Annotated in this window: 16 protein-coding genes; 9 read left to right on the forward strand and 7 right to left on the reverse strand. The window is 60.3% G+C overall.

The window, feature by feature from the left end:
• The first annotated feature begins 75 nt into the window (after positions 1-75).
• Positions 76-1,302, forward strand: a complete 1,227-nt coding sequence (locus tag EAY64_RS12830; RefSeq protein ID WP_103525145.1) for a GGDEF domain-containing protein — start codon at positions 76-78, stop codon at positions 1,300-1,302.
• 102 nt (positions 1,303-1,404) lie between these two features.
• On the forward strand, positions 1,405-1,746 hold the full coding sequence (locus tag EAY64_RS12835; RefSeq protein ID WP_103525211.1) for an FKBP-type peptidyl-prolyl cis-trans isomerase: 342 nt from the start codon (positions 1,405-1,407) through the stop codon (positions 1,744-1,746).
• A 245-nt stretch (positions 1,747-1,991) separates the two neighbouring features.
• On the opposite strand, the gene EAY64_RS12840 is transcribed toward EAY64_RS12835, so the two are convergent.
• From EAY64_RS12840 to EAY64_RS12850, 3 genes are all read right to left on the reverse strand, one after another.
• Positions 1,992-3,791 carry a DUF1302 domain-containing protein gene (locus EAY64_RS12840; RefSeq protein WP_199107480.1) on the reverse strand — a complete coding sequence of 600 codons (1,800 nt, stop codon included), beginning with the start codon at positions 3,789-3,791 and terminating at the stop codon, positions 1,992-1,994.
• Between the two features lie 259 nt (positions 3,792-4,050).
• Complete coding sequence (locus EAY64_RS12845) at positions 4,051-5,283, reverse strand: MFS transporter (RefSeq protein ID WP_103525147.1); 1,233 nt, start codon at positions 5,281-5,283, stop codon at positions 4,051-4,053.
• Positions 5,284-5,429: 146 nt separating this feature from the next.
• A complete protein-coding gene (locus tag EAY64_RS12850; protein ID WP_103525148.1) occupies positions 5,430-6,275 on the reverse strand; it encodes a LysR family transcriptional regulator in 846 nt (281 codons plus the stop codon).
• 109 nt (positions 6,276-6,384) lie between these two features.
• Between EAY64_RS12850 and EAY64_RS12855 the strand changes: the two genes are divergently transcribed.
• The gene (locus tag EAY64_RS12855) at positions 6,385-7,107 is read left to right on the forward strand and encodes an SDR family oxidoreductase (protein ID WP_103525149.1); all 723 of its coding nucleotides are present in this window, start codon (positions 6,385-6,387) and stop codon (positions 7,105-7,107) included.
• Between the two features lie 125 nt (positions 7,108-7,232).
• Here the strand turns inward: EAY64_RS12855 and EAY64_RS12860 are convergent, their stop codons facing one another.
• Positions 7,233-8,459 (reverse strand): EAL domain-containing response regulator, encoded by a 1,227-nt coding sequence (locus EAY64_RS12860; protein WP_103525150.1) that lies wholly within the window; start codon positions 8,457-8,459, stop codon positions 7,233-7,235.
• Positions 8,460-8,653: 194 nt separating this feature from the next.
• Here EAY64_RS12860 and EAY64_RS12865 point away from each other — a divergent pair, with 194 nt between their 5' ends.
• The gene (locus tag EAY64_RS12865; protein WP_059285066.1) at positions 8,654-9,280 is read left to right on the forward strand and encodes a response regulator transcription factor; all 627 of its coding nucleotides are present in this window, start codon (positions 8,654-8,656) and stop codon (positions 9,278-9,280) included.
• A gap of 148 nt (positions 9,281-9,428) precedes the next feature.
• Here the strand turns inward: EAY64_RS12865 and EAY64_RS12870 are convergent, their stop codons facing one another.
• Both EAY64_RS12870 and EAY64_RS12875 read right to left on the reverse strand, forming a co-directional pair.
• Positions 9,429-12,296: an adenosylcobalamin-dependent ribonucleoside-diphosphate reductase gene (locus EAY64_RS12870; protein WP_103525151.1), complete on the reverse strand. Its 2,868-nt coding sequence runs from the start codon at positions 12,294-12,296 to the stop codon at positions 9,429-9,431.
• A gap of 231 nt (positions 12,297-12,527) precedes the next feature.
• Positions 12,528-15,857 (reverse strand): DUF748 domain-containing protein, encoded by a 3,330-nt coding sequence (locus tag EAY64_RS12875; protein WP_103525152.1) that lies wholly within the window; start codon positions 15,855-15,857, stop codon positions 12,528-12,530.
• A 164-nt stretch (positions 15,858-16,021) separates the two neighbouring features.
• Between EAY64_RS12875 and earP the strand changes: the two genes are divergently transcribed.
• The 3 genes from earP to EAY64_RS12890 all read left to right on the forward strand — a co-directional run bounded on the left by earP (position 16,022) and on the right by EAY64_RS12890 (position 18,445).
• Positions 16,022-17,179, forward strand: a complete 1,158-nt coding sequence (earP, locus tag EAY64_RS12880; RefSeq protein ID WP_103525212.1) for an elongation factor P maturation arginine rhamnosyltransferase EarP — start codon at positions 16,022-16,024, stop codon at positions 17,177-17,179.
• Positions 17,180-17,236: 57 nt separating this feature from the next.
• Positions 17,237-17,800 carry an elongation factor P gene (efp, locus tag EAY64_RS12885; protein WP_103525153.1) on the forward strand — a complete coding sequence of 188 codons (564 nt, stop codon included), beginning with the start codon at positions 17,237-17,239 and terminating at the stop codon, positions 17,798-17,800.
• Between the two features lie 102 nt (positions 17,801-17,902).
• Positions 17,903-18,445 (forward strand): DinB family protein, encoded by a 543-nt coding sequence (locus tag EAY64_RS12890; RefSeq protein WP_103525154.1) that lies wholly within the window; start codon positions 17,903-17,905, stop codon positions 18,443-18,445.
• Positions 18,446-18,495: 50 nt separating this feature from the next.
• On the opposite strand, the gene zapE is transcribed toward EAY64_RS12890, so the two are convergent.
• Positions 18,496-19,659 carry a cell division protein ZapE gene (gene zapE / locus EAY64_RS12895; RefSeq protein WP_103525155.1) on the reverse strand — a complete coding sequence of 388 codons (1,164 nt, stop codon included), beginning with the start codon at positions 19,657-19,659 and terminating at the stop codon, positions 18,496-18,498.
• Positions 19,660-19,955: 296 nt separating this feature from the next.
• Between zapE and EAY64_RS12900 the strand changes: the two genes are divergently transcribed.
• Both EAY64_RS12900 and EAY64_RS12905 read left to right on the forward strand, forming a co-directional pair.
• Positions 19,956-20,696 (forward strand): acetoacetate decarboxylase, encoded by a 741-nt coding sequence (locus tag EAY64_RS12900; protein WP_103525156.1) that lies wholly within the window; start codon positions 19,956-19,958, stop codon positions 20,694-20,696.
• A 15-nt stretch (positions 20,697-20,711) separates the two neighbouring features.
• Positions 20,712-21,494 (forward strand): 3-hydroxybutyrate dehydrogenase, encoded by a 783-nt coding sequence (locus EAY64_RS12905; protein ID WP_103525157.1) that lies wholly within the window; start codon positions 20,712-20,714, stop codon positions 21,492-21,494.
• The last annotated feature ends 24 nt before the right edge of the window (positions 21,495-21,518 follow it).

Consider the following 21,518-nt stretch of genomic DNA (forward strand, 5'->3'; position numbering starts at 1 on the left):
ATTGAAGTACCAGGAAAGGCCATCTAGTATGTCAGACATAGACTGACTACCCGGCCTTTAGCATAGCTTGCTGCCATGAACCCATTTGCATTGCTTGACAAGCTCAAGACGCCGGTATGGATTATTCGTCCTTCGACCGAAGAAGTGCTGCACGCCAATCCGGCGGCACTGGCACTTGCAGCCGGACTGAGCCTTGCCGATATGCGCCACGGCAGCCTGTCCGCCTGCCCACACCCGGCTTTGTCCGACTACACCCCGGCCATTCTGGCCCGCGAACAGGTAGTGGAAATCTGGACCATACGGCAGCAAGACCAGCCGCAGCCACTGTGCTGCCACCTGTGCTGGCTGGACATGGCCGGAACAGCCGACGCCATTCTGGTCGAGGCCAGTTCACCCGCCGCCAGCATGCCGTCTGCCAGCGCGGCGACCATCACCGACACGCGGCCGGAAGACGATTTTCACCGCATGCTGATGCAAACCAATAGCGCACCCATGTTGTTGATCGACCCGGCAGACGAAGGCCGTATCGTCAATGTGAATGAAGCCGCAATGCGCTTTTACGGTTATTCCCGTGCCGAGTTCGCCGCCAAGCACACCTGGGAGATCAACGCCCAGGGCCGCGCCATCCTGCCGGTGATGCAGCAGATAGCCCAGCTGCCAGGCGGCCACAAGCCCTTGAGCTTTGTCCACCGGCTGGCGGATGGCAGCCTGCGGGATGTACAGACCTACGCCGGCCCGGTGGTGATGCATGGCAAGCGACTGATGCTGTGCGTGATTCACGACATCACCGAGCAGCAAAGACTGAAATCCGAGCTGGAACAGGCTGCGCTGCGCGACCCGCTCACCGGATTGTGGAACCGCCGTTACCTGCTGCAACAGCTGGAACGCGCCATTCTGGAAAAACAGCATTACGGCCACAGCTTCAGTCTGATCCTGCTGGACGCCGACAACTTCAAGCGCATCAACGATCAGTTTGGTCACTTCACTGGCGACGAAGTGCTGGTCTGGCTGGCCCACACCTTGCAATCCCGGGTGCGGGCCGCCGACAGCGTATGCCGCTGGGGTGGCGAGGAGTTCATCATCCTGCTGCCGCAAACCAGTCAGCACAATGCGCTGCATCTGGCCGAATGCCTGCGCGAAACCGTGGCCAGCGGCCAGACCACACCGCTGCCGGCCATCACCATCAGCATGGGTGTCGCACAGCACCTGGACGAGGAAAGCGTGGAAAGCCTGATCATGCGTGTGGACAATGCGCTGTATCAGGCCAAGTCATCCGGCCGCAACTGTGTCATTGCGGCCTGAAGCCCTGGCCTCCCGCTGGGAGCACACGCCGACTCAGGCTAGAATGCGCCAGCGATGGCCGCCGCAGCGGCTGTTTTCCCTACCTGCATAGCGAAGATGACGATGGATCAACAACTGAAAATGGAAGACCTGCAATTGGGCGAGGGCAAGGAAGTGGTACGTGGTGCGCTGATTACCACCCACTATACCGGCTGGCTGGAAGATGGCAGCCAGTTTGACTCCTCGCACGACAAGGGCCGCCCCTTCCAGTGCGTCATCGGCACCGGCCGCGTCATCAAGGGCTGGGATATCGGACTGATGGGCATGCGCGTGGGCGGCAAGCGCCGGCTGTGGGTTCCGGCGGTACTGGCCTATGGCGAGCGGCAGATCGGCACGCGCATTCCGCCCCATTCCAATCTGCTGTTTGAAATCGAAGTGCTAGAAGTGCTGACCCGCGACGACTGAGTCCGCCGCGCCATCGGCCACCGCCAGCTGCGCGTCGGTGAGTCTGCGCTAGCAACGCCTGTGCAATGCACATTGACTCTGGCTCACTGCCCTTTTCCACGGGTTTGCTGCCGTTTTCGCCTTGTCGCCCTTGGGGCGCGAACCTGCAAGCAGGCGGTCCAAACCTCTGACAAAAATCCTGCCGCGCTGTTGCGCCTGCTGGCTTTGCCTTTGCGGCAGGCAGGCGCTGCCTATTGCGACCCGGGCTAAAGCCGCATGCCCAGGCTGAGGGAAAACAGGCTGCGGTCACGCAGCAGGTTGTAATCGCCGCCACCGGTTTTCAGGTAATTGATGTCTAGCTGGTAGCGGCGGCGCATTTCCAGGCTGAGGCCCAGCATGGCAGTGAAGCGCCCCTGCGAGTACAGGCCATCATAGGAATAACCCCGCACATCCTGCCCCAGCGTCAACGCCGGGGTGAGCGTGAGTTCCGGCCAGAGGCCGCTATAGCGGCTTTCCAGCCGGGCACGCAGGCCCCAGGCATGGCTGGTGACAAACCCATCCAGCCGGCAGCTGGCTGCATCACTCGTGCAGACCGGATTGTTCTGACTGGGTGCCATGCCCCAGCCACCACGGCCATAACGCATCACCGAGGGGTCTGGCAGAGCAATCACATATTTCGACCCCAGTTCGGCCGACAGCTTGGCTGCCCCACCCCATACCTGGCCCAGTTCATGGCTGGCACCCAGGCTGAGATTCAGCACCCGAAACCGATCATAGCCATCTGCCGAGGCCCCTGCCGGCAGCTGGAGCAGCCGCGCCAGCGGTCCGCGCCCCAGCAACAGGCCATTGAGAAAGTCGGCACCATTCCAGGCCAGTGGCTGATCCGGGATGTAGGCCAGTTCGGCATAGGCTGCGCCACGCCCAGCCTGGCCGGTCTTGAAATTGACGGCAAACAAGTGCAGATCCGCCGGAAAGCTGCGGTAATACTGGCTGCTCAGTCCAGTCGGCTGCGCTTGCCCGGTATTGGCCAGCAAGGGCGTGAGCACCCCGGCGCTATTATGCTGCACCCCGGTATAGCCCACCTTGCTGTCGATATTGGCCGCGTAAAAGCCGAACTGGCCCACGCCATCCAGCAGGTAATGCATGCCAAGACCGTATTGCCCGCCGCTAGGCAGCCGGTCTGCCGCACGGCTGACCGAGTCCAGCGCATTGCCCAGCGACTGTGCATCGGTGGTGCTGATGCTGCGGTGGTAAAGGGCCGACAACAAGCTGCCGTTCAGCGTCAGCGCATTGCAACCCGGCTGCACATAATCGCCCGTAGAGTAAAAAGTGCCGCACCCCGGATAGACATTGGGGGCAAAGGCAAACTGGTAAAAACCATCCAGGCTGAGCCGCTGGTTGAGCTCCAGCTTGCCATACAGCGCCCAATCCGGAATGCCCGCCTCGGCAGACACCGAACTGGCGCGGCTGAGCGCGGCGTAATCGGTAGCGTTGACTTGCGACAGCACGCCACCAGAGGTGGGGCTGCCCCAGGGAAGGGTCTGGCGCCCTGCGCGCAACAACAACGGCAGCCCTGCCAGGCTGGTTGTGCCATACAGGTAGGCATCATCCAGCACCACATTGCCAAAGCGTCCCAGTGGGACAAAGCCCTCATCGCTCAGCGGCGCGCCGGCCTGGTAATGATTGGGGACATTGCCATGCGCCACCCCTTGCTGTGACAGGGCGTAGTCATACCAAGCCTTGCCGGCCAGCCGCAGGCCCAGGCCGCGATACTGCAGATCGGCCTGCAGATAGCCCTCCAGCGCCGTGGACACCGCATCGCCGCTACGATAATTCAGATCACCGTCATTCAGGCTCTTCATATTGGTGCCGCTGGTCAGTTGCGGATCGGGGTTAGCCGCACGCAGCACCGTCCCGACGCCCAGCCAGCCCCGCAAATCCAGCGTGGCGGCATCCAGTTCCAGCTGCACACCCGGCCCCAACGCCGGCTTGACCGCGCCCAGGCCATTGCTGATTTCGGCAGCCAGCAGCGGCGCGGCACAACATGCCAGCCACAGCCCCGCCAACCCGCTTGTGCTACACCCCCGCCCCGGGGCTTGCCGGTATGCCCTGGCAGCCCATTGTTTGTTTTTGTGCATGACTGATGGTTTCAAGCTGTTTTCGACGACATCCGCTCAGTGCCGCCACACCTGACGCCGGCTCCCCCGAGCACGACCTCATGGCAATACTGAGCAAACGCAGCCGGCATTCTAGCCGCTCATGCAAACCAACAACCAGCATATCCATATTAAATTAAACATTTGCCCCAAACGGCAGGACCGGCCATCAGGAAGTCGCCACCGAGGAGCGCAGTGCTGGCAAGGCATGCACGCGCCCCACCCACCACAGCGCCACCCCGACCAGCAGCACCGCACACCAGCCATTGCTGCCATAGCCGATGATCTGTCCGCCGCTGCCGGCACTGAGCAGCAAGCCACCCAGCCAGGCACCGCAACCATTGCCCAGCGACTGAATGGCGCTGTTGACGCTGAGAAAGGCACCGCGCCGCTGTGGTTCCGGCACCGTGGTCAATAGCGCCTGCAAGGGAATCATGCGGCCGGACAAGGCCACCATGAACACGGGAAAGAACGCCACGATGGCCAGGAAGGGAATCGTCGGCAAATGGGTGACAAACAGGATGGGCAGCATGGAAAACAAGGCCATGATGCGGAACAGCTGATGCTTGCCATAGCGGTCGGCCAGCCGGCCGATGCGCCGCGAGGTAAAGAAAGTGGCCGCGCCACCGGCCATGTAAATCCAGGCAATCTGCTGCGGTGCGATGCCGTGATTGGCCACCAGTACCGGCGAAATAAACGGAATCACCATCATGTGCGACACCATCATGATGAAGGTGAGGCCAAAAGCCCGCACATGGCGCGCATCGCTCAGCAAACGCCACAGTTCCGGCAGCACCTGACGCAGCGGAGGCGGAGCCACTTGCAGATGCAGCCTGAGTGAAGGCACCAGCCAGGCTGCAGCCAGCCAGATCAGCAGCGACAGCACCACCAGCAGGTAGAAGGGCGAGGACCAGCCCAGATGCGCCCCCAGCACGATGCCAGCCGGTACCCCGGCGATGGCCGCCAGCGAAAACGCTGTCATGATCACCCCGGTGGCCGCACCGCGGCGTGTCACCGGAATGATGTCGCTGACAATGGTCATGATGATGGAGGCCAGCACACCGCCACTGAGGCCGGCAAAAGCGCGGGCCAGCAGCAACATGTGGAAATTGCTGGCCGTGGCGCACACCAGGTTCGACAAGGCAAACAGGCCGTAAATCACCAGCAGCAGGCGACGGCGGTCGAAGCGGTCGATATAGGTGGCCGCGAACAGACCAGACAGGCCGGAACACCAGGAATAGGCCGATACGGCCGTGGCAAAGGCCGCCGGACTGATGGCAAAAGCATGCATGATCTGTGGCCCCAGCGGCATCATCACCATGAAATCCATGATGATGGTGAACTGGGTCAGCGCCAGCAGCCAGAGCAGGCCACGTTCACGGGCAGGGCTTAATTCGGCCATCCGGGTTTTCCTTGTAGTGGCCAGCAAGCAGCGTCGCCACGTTTTAATCAATTGACAATATCAACTAATATGCAAAATATAGACGAGCTTGTCAAGAATGCTTTCTGGCAAACGCACGGCGCCCATAGCACCAGGCAGCCCCACACTCACGCGACTGCAGTCTGCCTGGCAGACTGCAAATAATCATGCAAAGCCCGCAGTGCAGGCTTTTCCAGCGCTTGCGCCGCATAGCACAGGCCCAGCCGGCGGGTGAGTCCGGGGCCATTCAGCGGCCGCCCCACTACGCTGGCATTGCCTTCCAGCAAGGAAGGAGGCAATAGCGCCACGCCATAGCCGGCCTCCACCATGCGCAGCGCCAGCCGCAATGAACCGGCATGCGCCGCCAGCATCAGCCCGGCGCCCCCTTCGCCATGCATGGCCAGCAGCCGCTGATGCGAGGCATGCTGCGGACAGGTGATCCAGTCCTGCTGGCTCAGCTCGGCCATGGCCAGTTCGCTGCGCTGCGCCAGCGGGTGCTCGCGCGGCAAGGCCAGCACGAAGGTCTCCTCCCACAACGGTAGAAACAGCTCGTCCTCGCAGCGCAATTCTTCCGCGGCCAGCCTGGCATCGCCGGCACAACCATCCACCACACTGAGCAATAGCCCCGGAATGGCTGCCCGTGCCGCACGCAGCAGCGTCGCCACCTGCACGGCACCCAGATCAGCCTCGATACCCAGTTGCAGCGGCTGGCAATGATGGCGCTGGCGAAACAGCCGTAGCAGTCCATCGGCCTGATCAACCAGCTGCCGTGCCTGCGGATAAAACAGCCGGGCATCCTCGGTGACTGCCACCCCACGCGCCAGCCGCTCGAACAAGGTGGTCGCCAGGTCCTGCTCCAGCTGGCGGATGGTCACCGACAAGGTGGGCTGGGTAATGCATAGCCGCTGCGCCGCCGCCGTGATGCTGCGCTCCTCGAATACCGCGATAAAAGCCTTTAGCTGCCGTATATCCATAGATAAAACCGATACCAACCAGAGAAATTAAGCATTTTTCAGCCTGAAAATTAATTCTTACACTATATCCAGCTTTTATCCATGCAAATTATCTATAGAAGGAAAAATCATGCGTCCTCCGCTCATCATCATTACCGGGGCCAGCTCCGGCATCGGTGCCGCCACTGCGCGCCTGCTATCCAGCCACGGCCATCCGTTGCTGCTGCTGGCACGCCGGCTGGAGCGGCTGCAAGCCCTGCAATTGCCGCACACCCTGTGCCGCGCCGTGGACATCACCGACCGCGCCGCCGTCCTGCAAGCAGTGGCAGAGGCCGAACAGCAATTCGGCCCGGCCGATGCCATCATCAACAATGCTGGCGTGATGTTGTTGGGCACGATGACTCAGCAAGACCCGACCGAGTGGGAGCGCATGCTGGAAGTCAACGTCAAGGGCTTGCTCAATGGCATTCATGCCGTACTACAAGGCATGGTGGCACGCCGTCACGGCACCATCATCAATGTCAGCTCGATTGCCGGACGCAAAACCTTCCCAGGCCATGTGGCCTACTGCGGCAGCAAGTTTGCCGTACATGCCATTTCGGAGAATCTGCGCGAAGAAGTGGCCGGCCATCATGTAAGAGTGATCACCATTGCCCCCGGCGCGGTGGAAACCGAATTGCTCAGCCACACCAGCGACGAAGCCATCAAGCAGGGTTATCAGCAGTGGAAGCAGGAAATGGGCGGGGTGCTGGCGGCGGAGGATGTGGCGGAAACCATTCGCTTTGCCTATCAGCAGCCACAAAGAGTGGCAATTCGCGAAATCGTGCTAGCTGCTACCGGTCAGCAAGCCTGAGCTGAGCGGCTAACAAAATGGCATCGCGTCCCGGCGGCAAGCCGCACCGATGCCGCTAGTACAAGCTTACGGCAAGGCGGTGCAAGGCCGCCGCCGGATTTGTGTTAGCCGCGCCAAACGGCGCGCTAGGCCGTACTCATGCCGCGCCGGCCACCGATGAACTGCGCCAGGCTGGCGGACGGCATGGGCTCGGCCAGCAGGAAACCCTGCACCAGGTCGACGCGCAGCTGTTTGACCAGATCAAAATCCTGCTGCCGGCTCACGCCCTCCACCACCACCGCAACATTCTGGCTTTGCAGCATGCGCACGGCAAAACCCAGCAGCTTTTCTGCCGTGGGATCACCCGCCGCATGATGGACCAGCGTGCGGTCTATCTTGACTGAATTGGCCGGAATTTCCCGCAAATGGTGAAAGCCCGAATAACCTGCACCAAAATCATCCAGTGCCAGATTAAAACCCATCACCCGCAGCCGAATGGCATTTTCCAGCGAGCAGCTTAAATTATCCAATGGCTGCGTTTCCGTTAATTCAATAGTAATACGTGACGGTGGCAAATTACCGCCCTGCATTATCTTTTGCAATTTGTCCGGCATCCCTGGCTGATCAAATTCACGCATATTGATATTAACGGCCACCCCGAGTTTTAACTCCGGGAATTGCACATCCCAATCGTGACAATCGCGCACCCCATGTTCCAGCATGCTGCAAAGCAGCTGCTCGCTCAGCCCGGTTTCATCGATACGCGGCAGGAACAAGGCCGGGCCCAACAGGCCCAGATCCGGATGCTGCCAGCGCGCCAGCGCCTCGACCGAGGTCACACGCGAGGTTTGCGGGTCGATCTTGGGCTGATACCACGGCTGGATCTGCCCGGCATGCAAGGCATGCTGCAGCTCCTTGCGGGAAAAATGGTAACGTCCGGCAGCGCCACCATGGCCAGCTGCCTTTGACTGCAACACCCGCAGCAGCAGCGGCGACAGTTGCGCGCGCGACAGCGGCTTTGCCAGGCAGTCCAGTACCGGTAACTCATGGTAGCCACTGACACGCTGCACGCTTTGCAAAATATCTGCCGCCTGTACGCTGCAGAAAATCAGCTGCGGCAAATTACTTATCGTGCGTAAATAGCGCATCAGCTGAATGCCATCCAGATTTGGCATATCCAGATCACAAATCACCAAATCATAATTATTCGACTCCAGGCAAGACAAGGCCTGATAACCATCGACGGCCTCGTCAACCAGGAGGGCACCCAATGCACGCAGCAATTGGTGTAATACCATGCGCTGAATGGCATGATCTTCTACAATCAATATTTTGAGCGGGAAGGATGTATTTCCGCAGGACTGGCTGGACATTCAAATCACCTGAAATGCAATACTTGGGTTTTTATAATTGTTACATTATCCTTATCAACATACTGATTGCTGATGGGAAATTTCTGATTGAATACTAGATTTTTCTTATGACTTTTTTAAGAAAAAATAATTACTCTCCATCAGTCGAATGCTAGAAAAATATTACTTCAATTGATACATCCTGGAGATTAATCATGAAAAGCGTCATCATTGTTGATGATCATCCGGCCATATGCTTGGCCGTGCGTTCGGTGCTGGAGAAGTCAGGGCGGTATTCAATCATCGGGGAAACCGACAATGGGCAGTCTGTGATCGAGCTGGTCAGGGAACACAAGGCTGATCTCATCATCATCGACCTCAACATTCCGCGTATCAGCGGTCTGGAACTGATCAAGCGCATCAAGGGCCAGCACCCGGCGATCAAGCTGCTGGTCTTGTCGGCACAGGACGAAATGGTATATGCCTCGCGTTCAATGCAGGCCGGGGCCGATGGTTTTGTCAGCAAAAGCAAGGACTTGAACGCCATCTTGTCCGCCTCGGATGCCATCATGGCCGGCTACAGCTTTTTCCCGCGCGATGTGGTGTCCGGGGCCAAACTCAATGGCGAAAGCCAGCTGGACAGCCGCATCGACAAGCTGTCAGACCGCGAGCTGGCTGTGCTGCAGCATCTGGCTCAGGGGCTGTCCAACAAGGACATCGCCGACCGGCTGTTCATCAGCAACAAGACAGTCAGCACCTACAAGGTGAATATCTTCGAAAAGCTGGGTATTTCCAATGTGGTGGATCTGACTGACTTTGCCCGCACCAACAAGCTGGTCTGAGTACGCGTCATGTCACCTTCCTGTTAACTGAACACCCCCACGCTGACAGCCCGCCGGGTGGCATATGCACCACCCTCACCTGGACGATACAAAGCAAAACGCCGATCCTGAACAGATCGGCGTTTGCTTGATCAGACTACGGCAGGCTTCAGCCGCAGGCTCCCACATGGCCGCAGGCGGTGCAGAACTCGCAGCCATCCTTCTTGATCAAGGCATGGTTGCCACACTCGGGGCAGGGCTTGCCCGACAGCGGCTTGAGCAGCGGCTGGGCGGTGGTTTCCGGGCTGAACAGATCGCTTTGCTCCGGCACCATCACCCCCATTTCCTCCAGCGGTACGCCATCGCGGGTCAACACCCCCAGCATGGCGTAGCGGTGAATCATCAGCTGCGCCATATAGGCCACGGTGGACGGCCAGCTTTGTGATTTTTCCACTCCGGGGATACGGGCAAAGAAATCGCCCTGCGGCTCGGCATAGGTCAAGAGCTTGCGCAGCTTCATGCCGATCCAGGCCGGATCAATCACGCGCATATCCAGCGACAGCATCTTGCACAGGCCGTCCAGTTCGCGCGGGTAATTGCCCGCCAGCCATACCGAGTAGGGACGGCGCTGGCCATTGGGCAAGACCAGTTCCTTGAGGAAGAGCACGAAGTCGTCACCGGTTTGCGGGTTCGCCACATCCACCGACCAGCTCATGGTGCCGTCGGTGCCGGACTTGGGCTCCTTGCGGGCAAACAGCGCGTCCATCACCGGGGTCGGCTCGTGCTGCTCGGCCGTCAGTGCACCCAGTTGCTCCACGCGGTGGCGCACCACCTGGCCGAGCGCCGCTGCCGCCGAGGTGGCATAGACGGTACGCTCGCCCAGCTCGAAGGCATAGCGCTTGTCGCCATTGGTATGCGACAGCGCCTCCAGCTTGGCCGACAGCCAGGCGTGATCGCGGCAGCGCATGTCCATGGACAGGGTTTTGGCAATGGCGCCCAGGCCACGCTGCTCTTCCGTCGCATTCACCCAGCACTCAAACGGGGTGATACGGCCATTTTCCACATGCCCCACCACCACGGCAAAATCACCAGCCGGGCCTTCCACCATATAGGTCCAGGACGGGTTGCCCTCTTTCAGCTTGGGCCGGTTCGGCCACTTCAGGCTGGCCAGCGCCGGGCTGGGCGCGGTGTTCAGTGTAATGCGGCGGTCCGGATCGCCATCCTGGCTGGCCGACAGGTCTTGCGGCGCTTCCTTGGCGCTTTCCTTTGCCGGCTCGATGGACAAGACCGAACCGAGCACGCTGTTGGGGCGATAGGTGGTAATGCCCTTCAGGCCATTGCGCCAGGCTTCCAGATACAGGCTTTCGAAATCGGCAAAAGGATAATCAGCCGGTACGTTCACCGTTTTGGAAATGGCGGTATCGATATAGGGGGCAACGGCGGCCACCATGCGCATATGGTCCAGCGCGCTCATTTCCAGCGCCGAGACAAAATAATCCGGCAGCGCCTGGGTGTCGCCACCCTGCATGCGGTAAACACGGTAGGCGTGGTCTTCCACCAGGTATTCCTGGGTGCTGCCATCGGCCATGCGCTTTTTACGGGTATAGAACCAGGAGAACGGCGGCTCGATACCGTTACTGGCATTGTCGGCAAAGGCCAGCGAAATGGTGCCGGTGGGGGCGATGGACAGCAGGTGGGAATTGCGGATGCCGTGCTTGCGGATGCGGGCCTTGATGGACTCCGGCAGGCGGCTGGCGCAATGCGGCTCGGCCAGGTACTGCTCGGCATCGAACAGCGGGAAAGCGCCCTTCTCGATGGCCAGATCCACCGAGGCATCGTAGGCTGCATCGCGCATGGCTTCCGAGATACGCGCAGCAAAGCGACGGCCCTCTTCGCTGTCGTAGCGGATTTTCAGCATGATCAAGGCATCGCCCAAGCCGGTGAAACCCAGCCCGACGCGGCGCTTGGACTGCGCTTCGCGCTCTTGCTCCTTGAGCGGCCACACCGTCAGGTCCAGCACATTGTCCAGCATACGGATGGACATGCGTACCACGCTGTCGAAAGCGGCAAAATCGAAGCTGGGCTTGCCGCCAAAGGGCTGACGCACGTATTTGCACAGATTCACCGAACCCAGATCGCAGCAGCCGTAATCCGGCAGCGGCTGTTCGCCGCAGGGGTTGGTGGACTCGATCACTTCGCAATAGGACAGATTGTTGTCCTGGTTGATCTTGGACATGAACAGCACGCCCGGCTCGGCATGGTCATAGGTGGACGCCATGATCTGCTGCCACAGCTCGCGTGCCGGAATGGTGCGATACACCCACAGACCGTCTGCGCGCTGGTAGTGGCCGGGGAAGGCTTCGGTGGCGGGCTCCACGCTGTGGGTCAACTCCCACTCGGCACCGGCCTCCACCGCGCGCATGAAGTCGTCCGAGACGCCTACCGAAATATTGAAATTGCGCAGATCGCCCTTGTCCTTGGCATGGATGAAGTCTTCCACATCCGGGTGGCTGACATCCAGCACCCCCATTTGCGCGCCACGGCGGGCACCGGCCGACTCTACGGTTTCGCAGCTGCGATCAAACACCCGCATATAGGACACGGGGCCGGAAGCGCGGCTATTGGTGCCCTTCACCCTTGCCCCCTTGGGGCGGATACGCGAAAAATTGTAGCCGACACCACCGCCACGACGCATGGTTTCGGCCGCCTGCAACAACGCCTCGTAGATGCCGACCTTGCCATTGGAGGGCTCGGATACCGAGTCGCCCACCGGTTGCACAAAGCAGTTGATCAGGGTGGCGCGCAGGTCGGTGCCGGCGGCGGAATTGATGCGGCCACCGGGAATGAAGCCATTGTCCAGCGCCTGGAAGAACAGCGGTTCGAAGCGGGCCGGGTCCTGCTCCAGCGCCGCCAGTGCGCGCGCTACCCGTTGTCTGACCTCGCTGACACTCTGCTCATCGCCCTTGGCATACTTTTCCAGCAATACCTCACGCGAGATATCCTGCTCCAGCATGACCGCACTGTTTTCACGCTTCATTCCGGCCCCTCGATTCCTGATTTATTTGAGAATTGTCCTGATTACCGCAGTCGCATCGACTAGACAGTTTAACCGCTGCCAGGGCATTACGCCGCCCCTTCGCCCACGGGTCTGCCGATGAGGCGGCTGCCCATTCTTACGCAAAACTCACAATATGTGGCAAAAGAAAACGGCGTACTACACCATATGTAGTTACGCCGTTTATTGATGGACATCAAGCCGAATTAGCGTCTACTTGCTGCCCAGCTTGATGCCGATGGCGATGCCGTCCCGTTCGGCGCGGGTTTTGGCCACTTCGCCCAGGGTGATGCGCTCAGCCAAAGTGTTGTCAATCCGCATCATCACCTTGCGGGCATTTTCGGCTCGCTGGCGTGCCAGTGCCTGCAGGGCGGCATCGTCCACTTTTTCGGCCGCAATCAGCTCGCCACGCAACAGCTTGGCCAGTGCACTGCCCGCCGGACCACCCGGATTGAGAGTGTGTCCCATCAGCTTGAGGCGACCCAGCCGCTTGGCGTACACCGTCTTGATGGCATCCAGCATGCTTGGGTCGGCCAGATCCGGAACCGGCAGCGGCTCGCCCGGCAACAGGCTACGCCCGGCTGCCTGCAGGATGGCGCTGTCGATACGGGCACGGGCCAGTTCCTTGCTGTCGACCGCGGGATCAAAACTGCCGGCAATCTGCAACTGCATCTTGGGCCGCTTGGCCATTACCGCAGCCACCTTTTCCAGCTTCTCGCGCTCCGGCGGCGCCACATTGGCCTCACCTGGGATGAAGTAGACATTGTCGAAGCCATCGCCCCCCAGCAACGCACCCAGGGCACGGAACGGGGCGGTCACCACCTTGGTCAGCACATTCACCAGCGCCTTCCACACGATCTGGCCATAGCTGAACTGCGGGTCGTCCAGGCTACCGGCCACCGGCAAGTCCAGATCGATCTTGCCATCGCTGTCTTCCAGCAAGGCCACGGCCAGCCGCAGCGGCAGGCGCGTGCCCTTGTAGTCCGGCACCTCGTCGCCCAGCTGGATGGTATTGATCACCACCCGGTTCTGCCCCTTCATCTGACGATGGTCGAGCAGGTAGTGCAGGTCGACAGTGAGCCGGCCGTCATTGATGCGCCAGCCGGCAAAGTTGGTGGAATAGGGATTGAGGTTGTTCAGCGGAATATTGCGGAAAGACAGGGTGACATCGGTATTGTCGGTCACCGCCAGCGGTGCCAGCGCGCCGCGCACCCGTACATCGCCATACTGATCGACATCGCCATCCAGGGTGATGGTGCCGGTGCGCCCTGGGCGGGTGGACAAGCCCTGGATCGAGCCGCGCAGATGGTGCATCTGGGTGGCAAAGTTCGGTTTCATGCTCTGGTCGGCAAACTGCACCTTGCTGCGATTCAGATGAATGCTGCGGATTTCCACCGGCGGAATGCTGCTGGCAGCTGACGGTTTGACGGTCGCTGCGGTTTTCGGCGTGGCAGCCGCCTTGGCCGCAAAAATGCGCTGCCAGTTGAGCTGGCGCTGAGCATCCAGAATCAGCCGGGCAGACAGCTCTTCCAGCTGCACATCCTGTACCGCCACGCTGAGCGGCAAGGCCTGGGTGCTCTGGGCACGAATACCGTTGACCCGCAGATTGCGCCAGCCCAACAGCGGCAGCTTCTCACCCGGCTCCATGATGGCCAGGCTGCTGATGCCGGCAGTACCGGCCACTTTCCAGCCTTTGCTGGCTGACTCCACATCCAGCTGGGCATTCAGCTGGCCGCCACTCATGCGCAGCGGCGTACCGGACAAACCATACGGTGCAAACGGCGCCAGCGGCAGCGCCTGGGCATTTACCTTGCCCTTGACGGCGGCCGTGGCCGGGTCCAGTTGCAGCGCAGCCTTGAGCTGGCCGGACTCCAGCTGACCGGCCAGTTCCAGCGCCAGCTGGCCGGCAGCATCAGGCTGCAAGGTGGCGTTCAGCGCGCGCAGCGTGGCAGTCACCGGACGTGGCAGGGTCTGGTCGGTCCAGCCCAACTGGCCATCCGTCAGTTTGACTGCGGGGTAATGCAACTGCCAGCCCGGCTGGCTCTTGCTGTCGGCACTTGCCGGCTGGCTGGCTGGCGGATTGGTCTTGCCACGTGCAAACAGCCGGGCCAGGTTTAATTGCCCCTGCTTGTTGCGTTCCACAGCCACGCGCAGGCCCTGCAAATCCAGCGCGCCCGGCTCGATCAGCAGGCCGTGCTGCACAATGCGCGAAGGCTGCAGCGTGGCCTTGGCCAGGCTGATCTGCTCTTCCCGCTCGCCATTACCCAGCTTGATGTCAGCCAGCTCGGCCGCCAGCCGGTCGACGCTGAAGCCCTGTTTGGGGTCTAGCACAAAACGGGCATGCAATAGCGGCAAGGAGGCCGACAGCTGCAAGGGGGAGGCAAAACCGGCATCGGTCAGCCGATATTGCCAGTTGGCCAGCTTGATATCGTCCACCGCAATCGACCATGGCGACGCGGCCTGCTGGTGCGCAGGCGTGGCCGGTGCTGCGGCTGGCTTTTGCGGCAGCGCCATCATCCAGTCGATCAAACCATTCTGCATGCGCATTGCATCCAGGCTGCCGCCTTCCAGCGCCACTTGCTTGATAGCCAGGCGGCTGCCCTGCAGATCAAAGCTGCCACCACTGACATTGAGAGTGGGCAGGGAAAAATGGTGCTGGCTGGCCGGCGCCTGCATCAGCAAGCCCTTGAGCTGGGCATTGAAGGGGCTGATCTGCAGCTGGGCGCGCTTGCCGCTCATATCGAAGTGATAACTGGCCTGGGCCGACAGCTCGCCTTGCGGCTTGGCAATATTGAACTGCGGCTTGATGTAGTCCCACACGCTGGCCAGGGTAAAGCCGCGGATGCTGGCTTGACCGGTCGATTGCAAAGGCTGCAATTGCAGGCTGCCCTTCCAGTCCAGCTGGGTGCCATCCCCCAGGGCGGCATGCAGGCGATAGCCACCGGCTTCCGGCAGGGTGGAAATGTCCGTCAGCGACAGATTCAGCGGCGATACCTTGAACTGCTCGTTACTGCCTGCCAGCTGGTCATTGACCATGATCTGGCCATTGCGGATGGCCAGTGCCTGCAGCAGGAATTTTGGTGTGGTGCTGTCCTGTTTTTTCGGCTGGGGCGGGCCGCTGGCATCGCTGATGAAGCGCGCCCAGTTCCACTGCCCTTGCCCGTCACGCTTGACCCACAGCTTGGGTGCGTCCACTGCGAATTCCGACAGCTGCCAGCGCCCCAGCAGCAGCGCAGTGGGATCGAAATTGACATAGACACGGTCGGCGGCGAACAGTGGTTCGCCCTTGCCCTCGGCCAGTTGCAGCCGGCGGATTTCCACCGCCATTTTCCACGGATTGATGGAAACTTCGCCCAGGCTCAACTGGCGACCAATGCTGGCAGCCCATTTGCTGGCCTGGCTTTGAACGATGCCCGGCGCAATACCCGCCAGAAAGCCCCAGGCCAGCACGATGATGCCAAGCAGGCCGGCCAGCCAGCGCCGCCAGCGCGATGATTTGCCCGGCAAGGGGGGATTTCCAGAATTCTGATCAGTTGTGCTCATGACACTCTTCTTGTAGGCATTAGCTTTTATTTTAACTGTTTTATCAAATAGTGTTACCCGCAGTTGTTAGCAAAGTTGTTCGCGCAGCCCGAGCAGCAGCCCCACCAGCACAGTGCAAAGCGGCCCGTGCTATGCTGCGCCTGCCTTCATATCATCACGCCGCCATGCCACATACCGCTCGCCTCAGCTGGGATATTTTCTGTACCGTCATCGACAACTACGGTGATATCGGGGTGGCCTGGCGACTGGCCCGCCGACTGGCCCACGACTTTGGCCAGCCGGTGCGGCTGTGGGTGGATGATCTGGCCAGTTTTTCCCGCATCGCCCCCTTGCTGGACCCGGCCAGCCCACTACAGCAGGTGGACGACATCGAAATCCGCCGCTGGAGTCAGGACGACGGCTTTGCCGGCTATCAGCCGGCACAGGTCGTCATCGAAGCCTTCGGCTGCCGTCTGCCAGAGGCTGTTGAGCAGGCCATGGCCGCGTCAGCCACCGTGCCGGTGTGGATCAATCTGGAATACCTGTCGGCGGAAGACTGGGTGGAGGGCTGCCATGGCATGGCCTCGCCCCACCCGCGGCTGCCCTTGACCAAGTACTTTTTCTTTCCCGGCTTTAGCGACCGCACCGGCGGCCTGCTGTGCGAGGACGGCCTGATCGCCACCCGTCAGCGCTGGCAACAAGACAAACTGGCACAACGCGCCTTCTGGCAGATGTTCGACATCCCGGAAAAGCAGCCGGAGGAATGGCGTGTCAGCCTGTTTGCCTATGAAAACCCGGCCGCACGCGAGCTGCTGGAGTACTGGACCAGCAGCCCGATGCCGGTGCACTGCATGGTGCCGGAGGGCAAGGTGCTGGCTGATGTCGAAGCCGTACTGGGACAGCCGCTACAGGCCGGGCAACATGCCACGCGTGGGGCCTTGACCGTGCATGTGCTGCCGATGACCGATCAGGACAGTTACGATCTGACGCTGTGGTCGTGTGATATCAACTTTGTGCGCGGCGAAGATAGCTTTGTGCGGGCACAATGGGCTGGTCGACCCTTCATCTGGCACATCTATCCGCAGGAAGATGCCGCGCACATGGTGAAGCTTGATGCCTTTTTGTCACACTACTGTCGAGGTATTGACGCAGAAACCGCCAGTGCCCTGCAGGCGGCAAGCCATGCCTGGAACCATGGCCAGGGCATGGTGGCAGCCTGGCAGCAGCTGGAAAACTGCCTGCCACAATGGCACCAGCACAGTCGCAATTGGCCGGACAAGTTGCTCAAGCAAGGAGACTTGGGGATGCGGCTGGTGCAATTCATACAAAACCGGCTAAAATAGCCCGTTTTTCGGAAACCGATTTCCGAGTTCAATCAAGAGTTTGGGACTTTACAAGCAATGAAAACCGCACAAGAACTCCGCGCTGGCAACGTATTCATGGTAGGCAACGACCCGATGGTCGTGCAAAAAGCCGAATTCAGCAAATCCGGCCGCAACGCATCCGTTGTGAAAATGAAGATGAAGAACCTGCTGACCGGCACCGGCTCCGAAGCCGTTTACCGCGCTGACGACAAGTTCGACGTCGTGGTTCTGGATCGCAAGGATTGCACCTACTCCTACTTTGCTGACCCGATGTATGTCTTCATGGACAGCGAATTCAACCAGTACGAAGTTGAAGCCGACAACCTGGGCGATGCACTCAACTACATCGTTGATGGCATGGAAGACGTTTGCCAGGTTACCTTCTACGATGGCAAGGCCATTTCCGTAGAACTGCCGACCACCGTGGTTCGCGAAGTGGAATACACCGAACCGGCCGTACGTGGCGACACTTCGGGCAAGGTTCTGAAGCCGGCTCGCCTGGTTGGCACCACTTTCGAAGTACAGGTTCCGGCCTTCGTCGTCACCGGCGAAAAGATCGAAATCGACAGCCGTACCGGCGAATTCAAGAAGCGCGCCTGATCGCCTGCTTGATGTCATGCAAAAAGCGGCCCACGGGCCGCTTTTGTTTTGCCTGTCATTCTCGCAGAGGCTGCGGTATGGTGCTGTTTTCAGGAGAAACGCATGACGCGCTGCAGCCAACTGGCCTTGCTGGCCCGCTACAACCAGTGGATGAACGACAAGCTGTATGCTGCGGCAGCAAGCTTGCCGCCCGAGGCAATCACTCGCGACACCGGTGCATTTTTCGGATCCCTGCTTGGCACGCTCAACCATATCGTGGTGGGTGACACCCTATGGCTGCAGCGTTTTGCCGGCCATCCGGCCGCCTTTGCCGCCTTGCAGCCGGTGCTGGAGATTCCCCGCCCGGCCTCGCTGGACGGCCTGCTGTTTGCCGGGCTGCCTGCCCTGCAGGCACGCCGCCAGTTGCTGGACCACAGCATCATTAGCCTGGGTGCAGAACTACAGGAAGAGCACCTCGACTTCGCCCTGTCCTATCACAACACCAAGGGCGTGGCGCAGCGCAAGAACTTTCACGCCGTACTGCTGCATTTCTTCAATCACCAGACCCATCATCGCGGCCAGGCAACAACCCTGCTCAGCCAACTGGGCGCCGAGGTGGGTGTGACCGACCTGCTGGCGCTGATCGACGACATTCCGGCCTCCTGATAGCAAAACGGCCAGACAAAGTCTGGCCGTGGACAGCAAAGCATAGTGGTTCAGATCACCACGCCCGGCGGCGGCTGGTCGTGGGTCTGACCGGCACTCTGGTGCGGCAGCTCCAGATAGCTCTTGGACTGCATCTCGGTCAGCCGGCTGGCGGTACGGAAAAACTCGCTGGCCTGCACCCCATCGGTGTAGATATCGTCGATTTCCACTGCGGCCGAGGCAATCAGCTTGACGCGGTTGTCGTAGAACACATCCACCAGCCAGGTAAAGCGCCGCGCAATGGAAGCATCCTTGGCCTGCAGCTTGGGAATGCCGCTGATGAACACCGTGTGGAATTCGGTAGCAATTTCCAGGTAATCGGTCTGGGCGCGCGGGCCGTCGCAGATGGCCGGAAAATCAAACCAGATCATGCCCGGTGCCAGCTTCCGCACCGGAATATGCCGGCCCAGAATCTCGATTTCCTGCTTGGCAATCAGCGTCTCGCTGCTCAGCCGGGTAAACATGGCCTCCATGCGTGCCTCGGCAGCGGCATCGTCCGGCACCATGAACAGAGGTTCGCGTGTCAGCTCACGCAGGCGATAGTCATTGCCGCCATCCACGTTCAGCACATTCAGTTCGCGCTTGATCAATTCGATGGTGGGCAGGAAGTTTTGTCGCTGCAAGCCGTTGGGATAAAGATTATCCGGCGGATAGTTGGAAGTCGTCACCAGTACCACGCCACGCTCGAACAAGGCACTGAGCAGGCGCCCCAGCATCATGGCATCGGCAATGTCGCTGACGTGGAATTCGTCAAAACAAAGCAGCCGGGTATCGCGGGCAATCTTGTCAGCATAGGCCAGCAAGGGGTCTTTGCTGCCGGCCAGCAGGCGTAGCTCGCGGTGCACCTCGGCCATGAAGTTGTGAAAATGAATGCGGCGCTTGCGGCGGTAAGGCACGCAGGCATAGAAGGCATCCATCAGAAAACTCTTGCCACGCCCCACGCCGCCCCAGAAATACAGGCCACGCGGCACATCCGGACTGCGCAGGCTGCGGCCCAGAAAGCGGTTGCGCTTGTCCTTGAACTCCAGCAGCTGATGCCACAATGCATCAAGCTCTTCGATGGCAGCTGCCTGTGCTGCGTCATGAATGAAACCGGGCTTTTCACTGGCGGCCTGATACCAGGCCTTGGGGCTGGTCAGGGCGTTGCCCTCCGGGGAAAAGGTATGCTGAGACATGATGTGTGCTGTTCTGTTGTTGGTGTTGTGGCGCAGGCGGGCACCCGCGCAATGAAGCCATGCCGCGAGCCCTGCCCGTCCGGCGATTAATAGCGCATGATAACCCGAATCGACAGGCTGCCGGTCAAGTGAAAAACAATGCCGGACACGCAGTTGCAATCAATCATCCCTGACAATTAGGCCGGCCATCACCATCTGGTTATGCCCCGCCTCACCAGACATTCTTAACAGGCTGTTGCCGAACAGTCACGGCGGCATGCATTCCAGCAACGCACGACACCCTTACCGGGAGGTCCATGAATATCGAACAGATTCGTCGGCAAGCGTTTGCCATGCCCTTTAGCAGCCCGGCCTTTCCACCCGGCCCCTACCGCTTTTACCAGCGGGAATTCTTCATCATCAGCTATCGTACCGATCCGGAAAAACTGCGAGCGGTGATTCCCGAACCACTGCAAATGGTCGAGCCGGTGGTCAATTTCGAATTCATCCGCATGCCGGACTCCACCGGCTTTGGCGACTACACCGAAAGCGGCCAGGTGATTCCGGTTTCCTACCAGGGCAAACCGGGCAACTACACCCATGCCATGTACCTGAATGACCACCCGCCAACCGCCGGCGGCCGTGAGCTGTGGGGCTTTCCCAAGAAGATGGCCAGCCCGCGCCTGCAAGTACACACCGACACCCTGGTGGGTGAGCTGAACTACGGTCCGGTGCGCGTGGCCACCGGCACCATGGGTTACAAGCACCGGGAACTGGACGGGCAGGCCATTGCCGAAAGTCTGCGCACGACACCGAACTACCTGCTGAAAATCATCCCTCATGTCGATGGTACGGCGCGCATCTGTGAGCTGGTCAGCTTCCCCATGCTGGATGTCACCGTACACGGCGCGTGGAGCGGCCCGGCAGCGCTGTCACTGTTTGCCCATGCCCTGGCTCCGGTAGCGGAACTGCCGGTGCTGGAAATACTGGGTGCCAAGCATTATGTTGCCGACCTGACGCTGGGTCTGGGCAAGGTCGAGTTTGATTATCTGGTCTGACACAGGAGAAGCCCCATGAAACTGCAAGGAAAAGTTGCCCTGATTACCGGCGCCGCCAGCGGCATCGGCCGCGCCATTGCCGAAACCTATGCCCGTGAAGGCGCGGCGGTGGCCATCGCCGACATCAATCTGGCAGCGGCCCAGGCCACGGCCAGTGAAATCGAAGCGGCTGGAGGCAAAGCCATGGGCGTAGCCATGGATGTCACCAACGAGGAAGCCGTCATCGCCGGCACCCAGGCGGTAGTGGATGCCTTTGGCCAGCTGGATATCCTGATTTCCAATGCCGGCATCCAGATCATCAGCCCGCTGGTCGACTTCAGCTTTGCCGACTGGAAAAAAATGCAGGCCATCCATGTGGACGGTGCCTTCCTCACCACCCGCGCCGCCCTGCCCCACATGTATAAGGACAAGCGCGGTGGCACCGTCATCTACATGGGTTCGGTGCACTCGCATGAAGGGTCCAAGCTGAAATCCGCCTATGTTGCGGCCAAGCACGCGCTGCTGGGCTTAAGCAAGGTGCTGGCCAAGGAAGGGGCTGAGTTCAATGTCCGTTCGCATGTGATCTGCCCTGGTTTTGTGCGCACCCCGCTGGTGGAAAAGCAGATTCCTGAACAGGCCAAGACACTGGGCATCAGCGAAGAGGACGTCATCAAGCACGTGATGCTGGGCGACACGGTGGATGGCGTGTTCACCACGGTGGACGATATCGCCCAGACGGCGCTGTTCCTGGCAGCCTTCCCCAGCGCCGCACTGACCGGCCAGTCGGTGGTGGTCAGCCACGGCTGGTATATGCAATAAGCGGTAATGCATGGGCCGCCAGCG

The organism is Aquitalea palustris (genome assembly GCF_003693445.1).
Classification (GTDB): domain Bacteria; phylum Pseudomonadota; class Gammaproteobacteria; order Burkholderiales; family Chromobacteriaceae; genus Aquitalea; species Aquitalea palustris.

Bases quoted from the DNA above. Each gene is read 5' to 3' on its own strand.
- EAY64_RS12830 (WP_103525145.1), top strand. From the start codon at position 76: ATGAACCCATTTGCATTGCTTGACAAGCTCAAGACGCCGGTATGGATT.
- EAY64_RS12835 (WP_103525211.1), top strand. From the start codon at position 1,405: ATGGATCAACAACTGAAAATGGAAGACCTGCAATTGGGCGAGGGCAAG.
- EAY64_RS12845 (WP_103525147.1), bottom strand. From the start codon at position 5,283: ATGGCCGAATTAAGCCCTGCCCGTGAACGTGGCCTGCTCTGGCTGCTG.
- EAY64_RS12850 (WP_103525148.1), bottom strand. From the start codon at position 6,275: ATGGATATACGGCAGCTAAAGGCTTTTATCGCGGTATTCGAGGAGCGC.
- EAY64_RS12855 (WP_103525149.1), top strand. From the start codon at position 6,385: ATGCGTCCTCCGCTCATCATCATTACCGGGGCCAGCTCCGGCATCGGT.
- EAY64_RS12860 (WP_103525150.1), bottom strand. From the start codon at position 8,459: ATGTCCAGCCAGTCCTGCGGAAATACATCCTTCCCGCTCAAAATATTG.
- EAY64_RS12865 (WP_059285066.1), top strand. From the start codon at position 8,654: ATGAAAAGCGTCATCATTGTTGATGATCATCCGGCCATATGCTTGGCC.
- EAY64_RS12870 (WP_103525151.1), bottom strand. From the start codon at position 12,296: ATGAAGCGTGAAAACAGTGCGGTCATGCTGGAGCAGGATATCTCGCGT.
- EAY64_RS12875 (WP_103525152.1), bottom strand. From the start codon at position 15,857: ATGAGCACAACTGATCAGAATTCTGGAAATCCCCCCTTGCCGGGCAAA.
- earP (WP_103525212.1), top strand. From the start codon at position 16,022: ATGCCACATACCGCTCGCCTCAGCTGGGATATTTTCTGTACCGTCATC.
- efp (WP_103525153.1), top strand. From the start codon at position 17,237: ATGAAAACCGCACAAGAACTCCGCGCTGGCAACGTATTCATGGTAGGC.
- EAY64_RS12890 (WP_103525154.1), top strand. From the start codon at position 17,903: ATGACGCGCTGCAGCCAACTGGCCTTGCTGGCCCGCTACAACCAGTGG.
- zapE (WP_103525155.1), bottom strand. From the start codon at position 19,659: ATGTCTCAGCATACCTTTTCCCCGGAGGGCAACGCCCTGACCAGCCCC.
- EAY64_RS12900 (WP_103525156.1), top strand. From the start codon at position 19,956: ATGAATATCGAACAGATTCGTCGGCAAGCGTTTGCCATGCCCTTTAGC.
- EAY64_RS12905 (WP_103525157.1), top strand. From the start codon at position 20,712: ATGAAACTGCAAGGAAAAGTTGCCCTGATTACCGGCGCCGCCAGCGGC.